Origin of the sequence: Streptomyces sp. WAC05292 (assembly GCF_003949955.1) — a bacterium.
Classification (GTDB): domain Bacteria; phylum Actinomycetota; class Actinomycetes; order Streptomycetales; family Streptomycetaceae; genus Streptomyces; species Streptomyces globosus.
Map to the genome: position 1 here is coordinate 1 of NZ_RPSE01000763.1, position 1,020 is coordinate 1,020.

At 78.9% G+C, this 1,020-nt stretch carries 1 protein-coding gene; it reads left to right on the forward strand.

Annotation, left to right across the window (positions count from 1 at the left end; genetic code table 11):
* Positions 1 to 1,020, forward strand: a 1,020-nt coding sequence (locus tag EF903_RS34575) for a hypothetical protein (RefSeq protein WP_185902959.1), incomplete at both ends; no start/stop codon positions are given.

Here is a 1,020-nt window from a genome sequence, read left to right on the forward strand (position 1 = left end):
GTCGAAGGGGAGGACCGGCGGCCCCCGCCCCGCCGGTCCTCCCCTTCGACCACGCCTCCGTCCTCGCCGTGGCCGTCCAGGCCGTCGAAGCAGCCCCGGAGGCCGTCGGCGCCGCCGCCGACACCGTCCTCGCCCTCGACCCGCTGCTCGACGGCTCCTTCCTGTGGGGTGCGCTCGTCTCACCGGCCCGCGGCATCCTCGGCACCGCGCAGGCCCGCGGCGACATCCGGGCAGCGGGCCGCATCGGCCACATGCTGGGGGCCGCGCTGATGCGGCTGGGGCGCCTCGACGAAGCCGACCGCGCCCTCCAGGACGCCGACCGGGCCGCACGGACCTGCGGCGACGACATCGTCCGCACGGAGATCCTCACCACCAGGGCCCTCGTCCGACAGGCCCTGGCCGACTGGGAGGCCGCCGATGCGCTCTACCGGGAGGCCGTCGACACCGGCACGCGGTGCGGCAACGGGTGGGGAGTCGGCCACGCCCGCTCCAACAGCGTCGGCGCGCTGATGCGGTTGGGCCGCGCCGCCGACGCCGATGCCGCGGCCCGGGCGGCCCTCGACGCGGCCCGCGCACGCGGCGACCGCTACGCCGAGGCGCACGCCCTGTACAGCCAGGGCATCGTCGCCCGGCACGCCGGCCGCACCGAGGAGGCCGTGGCCCGGCACCGGGAGAGCGCCGAACTCGGCCTGCGCCACGGCTACCCGGTCTACGGCGCGATGAACCTGGTGTCGCAGACCGCCGCCCTCCTCGCAGGGAACCGCGCCCGGGACGCGGCGGAGTGCGGCGAGCGGGCCGTGGAAGCCGCCCGGCGGGTCGGCTGGCGGGCGGCCGAGGCCCGCGCCCTCCGCCTTCACGGCACCGCCTTGGCCGCCGCCGGCGACCGGGAGGCGGCCGCCGCCCGCCTGGACGAGGCCATACGCCTCCTCGACGCCCTCGCCCTCCCCGAAGCCGCCGACGCGAGAGCCGCCCTGGCCGCCCTCACCGCCCCCGAAGCCGCCGGCCCTTCCGTCCCCGCCC